The sequence below is a fragment of the Fluoribacter gormanii genome (assembly GCF_900156395.1).
Lineage (GTDB): Bacteria > Pseudomonadota > Gammaproteobacteria > Legionellales > Legionellaceae > Legionella > Legionella gormanii.
In genome coordinates this window covers 1-9,220 of the sequence record NZ_FTNL01000045.1, presented here as the reverse complement: position 1 = coordinate 9,220, position 9,220 = coordinate 1, and the positions used below count along the sequence as shown (strand labels likewise).

Genomic DNA, 9,220 nt, shown 5'->3' with positions numbered 1-9,220 from the left:
ACCAATGAATTGATTCGTCGTGTCTATGAGCACAAAAATAAGCTAGTTGCTGGATTCACCAAAAAATACAACGTGGATCGATTGGTATACTATGAAGCTTGTGGGAGTATCATTGTAGCCATTGAACGAGAAAAACAAATCAAGGGTTGGTCACGAAAAAAGAAGCATGATTTGATTAATGCATTGAACCCAGAGTGGAATGATTTGTATCAATCGATTCTTTAAAAACTGTTCCACCTGACAGGAGATCCCTCACCCTCGCTGCGCTCGGGTTCGGGATGACGTGGGGAGTTACGAAATCTGTAGCCTGCGAGCATTAAAGCGGGCTTCTTGATTTGTTCTCAGAGCAAAAACTCCTGCATTATGCTTTGCTATAAACAGTATGCTTATTGAACATTTAAGTCTATTGTATCCATCGTTTATACAGTTGGCTTTTTTTGTATCCATGCGCTTTCTTTGTTATCATCCAGACAAAATTCAATTTTGTCTAAAAAAGAATGCCTGATAAAAAATCTGAAATTCTGTCTTGTACTATCGAACAAGATCAAGTTGCTGTTGCCGAGCAATGGGCGAATACTTTTATCTATAATTCAAAGGATGACATAGCGGTTCATATGACGCAGTTATTGCTGTCCTGTTTAGCTTCTGGCGACTTCAAGGTGCGTCCTTATTTATCCAAATCACCTGAATTAAAAGCGCCCTCGGATCAATTAAGCATTGCTGATTATTTATCACATGCCAGCCGTATTATTCTTGACTATCAAGACTTAACCGGAGACAGCAGGGAAGAATTATTAAATTATTTTCCTACTCCGGATGGAAGAAATAATGTTTTTTCCCGCTCAGCCACTCATAATGTGCGTCGCGATATGGGCGGAGAAATTGTCGAAGGGAAGGGATTTTTGTTGGGTTTAATGGGGCAATTGCCCGGACTTATCAAGACCCCTCAAGATTTTGGTATTAATATCGCTATGGGTGGTGATGGGCAAGATAATTTTTATGGAAAAAAAATATCAGCCAATGGTTGCAGTGGCCATTTTTACTTTCATCGCAATGACAGTGATTGCTTGCTCATGCTTGGTCTTGAACAAACCGCACCAGCCGCTTCCGCATTAGAATTTTTGTGGGGCGCAAAAAAGTATCCCAATAATGTACAACAAGATCATGATCAATTTGGTCAAGGACATTCGTTAAAGGGAGCTTCTGACACTTATACAGCGGCCGGGTCTTTATATTTTAGTGATCCAGTGTATCAAGCCAAACTTTTATTGGAAAAAGGAGTTTTTCCACCGGATAAATATGGAGCAATGCAAGTCACAATTACCAACAAAAATTGGCCATCTATTAAAAATACTTTAGATAAATTGAGGGAGCTGTCTGACGAAGATCATAAAGAAGGCTTATTAGCATTATTGCTCACCAAACCTGAAACTGCTTTAGCCTCTAAAGATAACTCATTAAGTTATATTGCACTCGATTTCGATAGTTATTTGAAGCGTATCTATCAAGTGTTCATTATTGAAAGTCAACTGGATGTTGAGAGTCAACTGATCCTCTCCAATTTACAGACTAATTTATTACTGACTATCAAAAAATTACAACAAGGTCAGATTGATAGTTATGAGACGTTGAAACACCAGATTGCGGAAATTATTCAATTAAAAAATATTCCAATTGCGTACCAGAAGGCTATTGAACGTATTCAAGAGTTGTTTAAGTTGCAGCTGGAGATTGATCCGAAATTGAATCAAACCCATCAGGAGCTCTTACTAAAAAATCAATACGATGATTTACAGGAAGAATGTAGCGCTATTTTGGAAAAATTATTGAGTATTCAAAAGCATTTTCAAAAACAGTCTATTACCAAGGAGCAGGAAGCGCTGCAATTATTTCTTCAGCAGATTGAGATACAAATTAAGGCTCTGCAAAATCCATTCTCATCCTCTTTAGATGAGAATGCTGATTTAAGTACAAGCTGGGTGGTGTGCGACTACCCAGTTTCTATCAGTATGGATTCTATTGACAAATTGAGGCGAGCTATAGAGCGGGCTAAAGTATTTACTCAGCCCATCACGTTAACACAGAGTGATGAAATTTCATTCCCTGGACTGATAACAGGAATACAAAAAAATCTCTTACCCTTTGCACAAATCAATCTTATTGATTATACGAAATTAGATTTAAATGACTTGGCTAAGCAATTTAATCAGTATGTGGATTTTTTAGCGCAAAACGCAGAAACTCTTAATCTTTGGGAGCACGCCTCTTCTCAAACAACGAATATTCTCGTTAACTACTCGAATAATAATACGGAGCTTAGTCTTGGGCATGCTTTTGTACCCCAGTATCGTGAAAGCACTATTCTGAGACGTTTATTTACTCTTGATCTTAGCGATCTAGGTTCATTACGTTTTAAACCCTATGAAGATCCTGCTAAGCAATATGAAACATATCATCCTCATTCTTATTGGTGTAAAGTCAGTAGACTTCTTACAGCAGGTTCTGATGTGATTTCGATGCTCCGAACTTTAAAAAAACAACAGAACGATAAAGCCTCATGGGATGAGATGAGGGATACAGTAAGTTTGTTTCAAGAAGCGGTAGAACGATTTAAAGAAGCAAATGAAGTTATAACAAAAAAGCATCTTGGTGCCATAAATAAACCTTCTGATGAAGTTTTTGAAAGCCCTTTTTTCTATTTCATCAGTGATGAAGCATTAGAAAAAATGAATGGTGCGCAACTTGCTACTCTATGTTTGGAAGAGTTAAATGCAGAAAAGCCTAGTGCTTTGCTAAAACGCATCACAAATAGTCAAGAATTATGGCAACGTCTGGATACAGCACTTCAAACTGAAGAGGCTGAGTTTAAAAAGCGTAAAGACAATGTTGAACAGAAAATCATTCAATTACGTACAATTCACCATTTTGGAGCGCAGAACCGTCAGTTTAAAGAACATGCTGATCTGCTAGCTAAAGAGAAGTTATTTAGGGAGCTACATAAGTTATCGCAAGAATCTTTCTTCATTTTTGAAGCCAATAAAGCTGTTGAAAATGCTCAGATTGAGCTCGAAAACTTACGAGAATTCCTAGCGCTTCTGCATGATTTCGCAAACAAGGAAGATCAAGTTGCGGCGCTTACTCTATTGGAACAAAAATATCTAATGCTTCCAGAGAATGAGCAAAAACACTACGCTTCTCGATTAAGCGAGTCTACTGAGCTTGCTTATAAGACGTATCTTGAAAAAATCAATGCATCGCAAACGATTGCAGAGAGAAGAATAAATTTTTGTTTGTTAAATCAATTAATTGGGAAATTACCACAAGAACCGTTTCAAGTTGAATATAAAATAAAACAAACAGAAGATAGTTTGTATCAACTATATTTTGACTTAGAAAACGCAACTTCCGTACATGCCAAAAAACATATATTTGATAATCCCTTATTTTCTAGCACAATCCAAAATTATGAGTCTTTAGATAGTGAGCTTACCTCTGAGTGTGCCAAAAAAATTCATAAGCAATTAACACGGACCAAAATTATTTATGAACAGCTTCTTGAGGCCAAAGTTATTTCACTTGAGTCTCCAAACAAATCCGTAGATACACTTTTAAAAAAGCTGGAACCAATACTTAATGGCATTAAAGAGCCTCTGCAAAGTCAATTAGTTAACGCTGTTTTTCAGAATAAATATCTTAGGCTGGCAATTCTTAGACACGGAACATATAAAAAATTCACCTCAGTTTTGCTCGAGGATCTATTAACTCTAAAAGAGTTTCGGGATCAAAAACTTGCTCTAAGTAAAGAGAAAAAATATGACAGCGAATACGATAAATCAATCGATCGATTCTATAAAAAAGCCTTGGATATCCGCTTGTCAGAGCTTCCTATAAAAAAACAGGCTGATGACATAATTAGTGCTGCTCACTCTGAGTTTAAGCATCGTCACGATACTCGCCGCTTAATTGCCGATATAGCCATGATAGTCAGTGTCACTCTTTTTGGCTTGGGAGTTTTTATAGGGATAGGGCGTTTGGCTGCAGGAAAAACTTTATTTTTCAGTAGATTTCTCAATAAGGTAGACACTGATAGAGAAGTAGATTTAAAAGAGCATTGGCTTGCCAAGAAATTACCGGAAGAAGAACGTGAAATTCGCTTACTGACCGCTCCTGCTGCTTGAGAAGCGATCAGATTAAACAAGAAGCTGAGGTCTATAAATAGTAATTAAGTGCAAGAGCTCCAGTTACGAATTTAGCTGCATGCGGTCCTGTTACAGAAAACCAAACACCACCAATAATCCCGAGATTGGAGTTAAAATTATATTCGACGGCAGGGGCTAGCGATACTTGCTCGTTTGCTCTTCCCCCTATACCTGCGATAGTCCCACCTGGAGTAAATCCGGGGTTACCTTCAAAATTACTGCTAGGGTTGTGTACAAACAAAACTTCAAAAACAGGAACCCATTTTTGTGTTAACGTATATTCAAACGCCAAGTCAGCAGAATAACTATTATCAAGCTTTACCCTACCTTCGGTCGTCGCACTACCGCCAAAAACATTGACTCCTTGTACTTTGACATCACTAAATTTCGCCCCGATTAAACTCAAACGCGTACGTAAATAATGGTCATTTTTCAACTGGAACAATCTTTGAAAGTTAAAGCCAAGATAAGTTTGATAGGAACCTAAACCTGTTTGATCGGTACCCAATTTATTAGGGTCCAAGTTATCAAAGCGTCCTGTAGGAAAAACCTCTTGTACTACCACGCGGAGATCTGGAAGCCATGAGTTTTCCTTTTGTCGCAAAACTTGAAATCCTGCAGCCAAACTGTAATCTCCAACCCCATTTCCATGACGCCCTTTATCCCAACTGTAATCGTAAGGTAGAGAGGTTTGTAAATCTAAAAAGCTAAAAACCCCAATGCTTAGGATGGGAACAACTTCAAAGTTTCTAAATCCCTGAGGATAACCGCTATAAAATGCATATGGTTCAAAATTTAGATGGCCTCTCGGTATTGTTTTTCCAGCCGGAGCAAGTAATGGTCCTGTGAACCAGGGACTTGCAATCGCAGCATTAGCAAAGAAAAATAAAAATAGTAGTCTTAAGCGCATGGTGAGATAGTTCTTAGTATTATTAGATGAAAGTTAGAATTTAAAACTTTTTTGGTATTAATGGAATCTATTTTTACTTACTTCCAATACTTTTTCGTAAAAAACTCGCTGGCCGTGACTCAATCATCAACAAATTCATTAGAGCAGATGGCAAATAAGTGGAAGAAGTAACACATTTAAAAGACCCACTAAAATCATAACCAAGCAGGCAATCGCTCCTTCGGTATGTCCTATTTTATGAGCTTGTGCAGTCCCTGCGGCATGTGCTGCAGCACCGAATAGTGCGCCTCGGGCCAGGGGCGAGCGAAACGATAAATGTTTGAGGATGAGGTCACCAATAATAGCTCCCGATATGCCTGTAATCATCACGAATATGGCCGTCAATTCAGGGATACCCCCAATACCATGTGATGCTTCAAGCGCGAATGGCGTGCTGATAGACCGGGGTAGTAGACTTAACTGTATACTTTTATCAAGGCCTACAAGCATTGCTAATGTCCAGCTTGATAATATTGCAGTAAAGCTGCCAGCGAGTACACCAATTAAAAGTACCGGCCAATGTTGGAGAATTAGTGCCCGTTTCTCGTAAATGGGAATTGCAAAAGCAACAGTCACCGGCCCAATTAATTGAATTAACCATTTTGTTCCACGAAAATAATCTTGATAGTTTTCATGGAATAAAAGAACAAAGCTGGCAATAAGAATAGGTGTTAAAACAAGTGGCATTAACCACCAAAATTTCCATCGCCTATGTAATTTTTTGGCAATAAAATACATGCCAATCGTTATAAGTGACCAGACCAGTGTTTGCGTTATTGGATCAGATGGAATGTGACTTGGCACGGTCAGTTCTCCAATGATAACAATAATCCACAACAGTCGCAGTGACTAACATCACGCATAGCGTACTAAGCAAAATAACAAAAAGAATTTTAAGACCTAAGATGCCAATAAACTCATGATGCTCAAGTAGTGCAAGCACAGCTGGAATAAAAAAAAGTAGCATATCTGCAAGGATTAATTCAGCTCCATGTTTAATAAGGTTCAGTGTTAAGCGTTTTGTTGCTAAAAGCAATAAAACAACCCCCAGGCCAAAGATTCCGCCGGAAAAAGGGAGTTTAAAAAAGTGAACAATAAGCTCACTGGCAAGCCAAAATAGGCATACCAGGCTAACTTGGAGCAGGGAGCACTGCTGAATTTTTAATGTTATATATCTGATCATTGTGACTATTCCTCTTTCAATGGATTTTACACTTTTATTCAATATGAATAAAATGAATTTATCGAATATAAATCATTCTAAAATGGAATAATTATGGAGTTAAAACTACTTCGTGCTTTCGTTGAGGTTGTTCGTCAAGGTGGTTTTTCTAAAGCTGCAGAAACTCTGTTTGCTACTCAGTCAACAGTGAGTAAAGCAATAAAGCAGCTTGAGGAAGAGCTTGGTATTCCGCTTATTGAACGATTTAAGAAGCGTAGTGTGCCAACTGCTGCGGGTGAAATTGTTTATCGTCGAGGTATTAAGCTCCTTGCAGATCACGATGATCTGTTTAAGGAACTGGATGACGTTCGTGGTTTGAAACAAGGACGATTACGTCTTGGAATAGCTCCAGTGGGTGCTAGCACTCTATTTGCTCCTCTTTTTGCTCGTTATAACCAACGCTATCCTGGTATTGAAGTAGAACTTATGGAACATGGAGGTGTTAAACTTGCGGAATGTTTACGAGCAGGTGAAATCGATTTTGCTGGAACTTTATTAACTATTTCAGAAGAGTTTGACAGTCAATTAATCCGTAGTGAACCGTTAGTCGCTCTTTTGGCGTCGAGTCATCCTTTGGCAAAGCGACCTTCAATTTCTTTATTAGAGCTTAAAGATACGCCATTTATCTTATTTGGTAGTGGTTTTGCCTTGCATCGAATCATACTGGATGCGAGCCATCGGGCTGGGTTCGAGCCCAAAGTAGTTGCCCAAAGCAGTCAGATTGATTTTATGTTGGAACTTGTTGCTGCGGGTCTTGGCGTTGCTTTTTTGCCAAGAATGATTGCTCGTGAAAAGTCAAATCCCCAGATTTTCTTTCCTTTACTTGAAGGCGATGCGTTTCAGTGGAATATGGCGATGACCTGGAGACGTGATGCTTATCTCTCTGATGCTGCAAAAGCATGGTTAGCTCTAGTACGCGAAGTACATGTTGCGTCTTAGCTTTTCTGCATATATTTTAAATAGTTGGTCCAGACACCTGAAATTATGTTCAAAAATAAATCGAGGTTGAGTCAGAAATGACTCAACCTAATAGTTGGTTTGTTATGGAGTATATGCGTCTGACAGTTCTGATAAAGATTGATCGAGTGTTTCAAGTATGAAATTGACTTGCTCTCGATTAATGGTTAAGGGTGGTGCTATTCGGAAAACATTACCAAACTGTCCTCCTTTTCCAACTAATAGCCCTTTGTCCTTGCAAAGATCCATTAATCGAAGTGCCTCATCCGATGCAGGTTCTTTTGTTTGCGGATCTTTGACTAATTCAATTCCCAAAAGTAAACCGCGACCACGAACATCTCCAATGAGAGGGTGCTTCTTTTGTAGCTGAGAGAAACCGTCTTTTAGCAGGTCTCCCATAGCACGCGCATTTTCTACAAGCTGTTCTTCTTTAATAATTTCCAATGTAAGCTTGGATTGGATCATTTGTAGTGGGTCACCTGCAAAGGTATTAAAATATGTTTTGCCAGTCATTGTTTCAGCGACCTCACTTTTCATCAGCACCGCACCAACTGGAGCGCCATTTCCCAAACCTTTAGCCATGGTTACCATATCTGCATCAATATCCAAGGTTTTTGTGAGTAAGAGATCACTGCCACCACGGCCTGCCCCTGTCTGTACTTCATCACTGATGTATTTACCTCCATAACTATGAACAATACGGGCAACCTCTCTAAAATAGTCATCGGGAGGGGTAATAAATCCACCTACACCCATCACCGGTTCAAGTATAAAAGCAGCTATCTTGCCATGCGTTGAATTCTGGATGGTTGTTTCAACATTTTTTGCGCACTCTAGATCGCAGCTGTCTGGTTTTTGTTTAAAAGGACAGCGATAACAATAGGGTTCAAGCGCAGAGGTTACGCCAGTGACAGGCTGTCCCTTGAATCGCCATATTGAATGACCACATGAAGCAAGTGCAGCAGAAGTTCCACCATGATAAGAATGACGCACATTCACTACCATAGTTTCTCCCGTCGCATGGCGTGCTGCCATAATCGCTAACTCATTGGCTTCTGAACCGGAATTAGTAAACGATACTTTGTCCATGCCATAAGGTGCTTCTTCAAGCAAGCGCTCTGCAGTTTCGATGGGTGCCTGATTTAAATAAAGAAGGCTTGTGTGTTGAATTGCATCACTTTCAATTGCCTCAATTAGTGCCTTTTTGATTTTAGGATGATTATGTCCGGCTGAGATACAAACAATTCCGCCTATGGCATCAAGATAACGTTTTCCTTCAGAGTCCCATACATAAGTATCTTGTGCTTTGACGAGCTGAATTGGTTCTTTATGGTAAAATCCTGCGGTAGGTAAAAAATGTTTTTTTCTGAAATTAGTTAATTCTTCATTTGAGCGTAATTGTATCGAATCATTATGTTCATTCATGAGGGTTGCTTCCTTTTATGTTTATAAAGACTTGAACTTGTAAATAAAGAGTTTTTGAAGACTCCTTTCACTTCAAATTCCTGTTGAGTTATTTTGAGATTTACATCTTTACCCAGTGTTTTTTGAACACTACATTCTCCGAAATTCATATCTTTATCCTTCTCCTATGTCAATTTTCGCTTTAAAAAATGAATATAAATTGGCTCGATTTATGCGAGTTCCCTTTTGCATAAACATCAAACAGCTATTAATCGTTTGCTATCATTTTGAATATGCAAGATGAATAGATGCCATATTTTTTCAGGAATTAGAAGGGGTTCTGAGCAATTTAATTTTGGTTGCCCGAAAAGTGAAGTAAGATATTAAAATGAATAGAAAATATGCGCTATTAAATAAATAAAAAAAGGGTAACTCCCCACGTCATCCCGAACCCGAGCGCAGCGAGGGTGAGGGATCTCCTGCGGTGTA

7 protein-coding genes are annotated in these 9,220 nt (G+C 38.8%); 3 read left to right on the top strand and 4 right to left on the bottom strand.

Annotated elements, in window-relative coordinates; translation table 11 throughout:
- Positions 1-225 (top strand): GIY-YIG nuclease family protein (locus tag BW930_RS16565; RefSeq protein WP_076547606.1); only part of this gene is annotated, 225 nt, incomplete at its 5' end.
- 272 nt (positions 226-497) lie between these two features.
- Complete coding sequence (locus BW930_RS16560; protein WP_058468076.1) at positions 498-4,178, top strand: LepB GTPase-activating domain-containing protein; 3,681 nt, start codon at positions 498-500, stop codon at positions 4,176-4,178.
- Between the two features lie 31 nt (positions 4,179-4,209).
- Here the strand turns inward: BW930_RS16560 and BW930_RS16555 are convergent, their stop codons facing one another.
- From BW930_RS16555 to BW930_RS16545, 3 genes are all read right to left on the bottom strand, one after another.
- Complete coding sequence (locus tag BW930_RS16555; protein ID WP_058468075.1) at positions 4,210-5,109, bottom strand: hypothetical protein; 900 nt, start codon at positions 5,107-5,109, stop codon at positions 4,210-4,212.
- Positions 5,110-5,247: 138 nt separating this feature from the next.
- Positions 5,248-5,952 carry an LrgB family protein gene (locus tag BW930_RS16550; protein WP_058468074.1) on the bottom strand — a complete coding sequence of 235 codons (705 nt, stop codon included), beginning with the start codon at positions 5,950-5,952 and terminating at the stop codon, positions 5,248-5,250.
- Positions 5,930-6,331, bottom strand: a complete 402-nt coding sequence (locus BW930_RS16545; RefSeq protein ID WP_058468073.1) for a CidA/LrgA family protein — start codon at positions 6,329-6,331, stop codon at positions 5,930-5,932. Before BW930_RS16545 ends, BW930_RS16550 begins: the two co-directional genes overlap by 23 nt.
- A gap of 93 nt (positions 6,332-6,424) precedes the next feature.
- Here BW930_RS16545 and BW930_RS16540 point away from each other — a divergent pair, with 93 nt between their 5' ends.
- A complete protein-coding gene (locus BW930_RS16540) occupies positions 6,425-7,309 on the top strand; it encodes a LysR family transcriptional regulator (RefSeq protein WP_058468072.1) in 885 nt (294 codons plus the stop codon).
- 102 nt (positions 7,310-7,411) lie between these two features.
- On the opposite strand, the gene BW930_RS16535 is transcribed toward BW930_RS16540, so the two are convergent.
- On the bottom strand, positions 7,412-8,752 hold the full coding sequence (locus BW930_RS16535; RefSeq protein WP_058468071.1) for an aspartate aminotransferase family protein: 1,341 nt from the start codon (positions 8,750-8,752) through the stop codon (positions 7,412-7,414).
- Between the last annotated feature and the right edge of the window lie 468 nt (positions 8,753-9,220).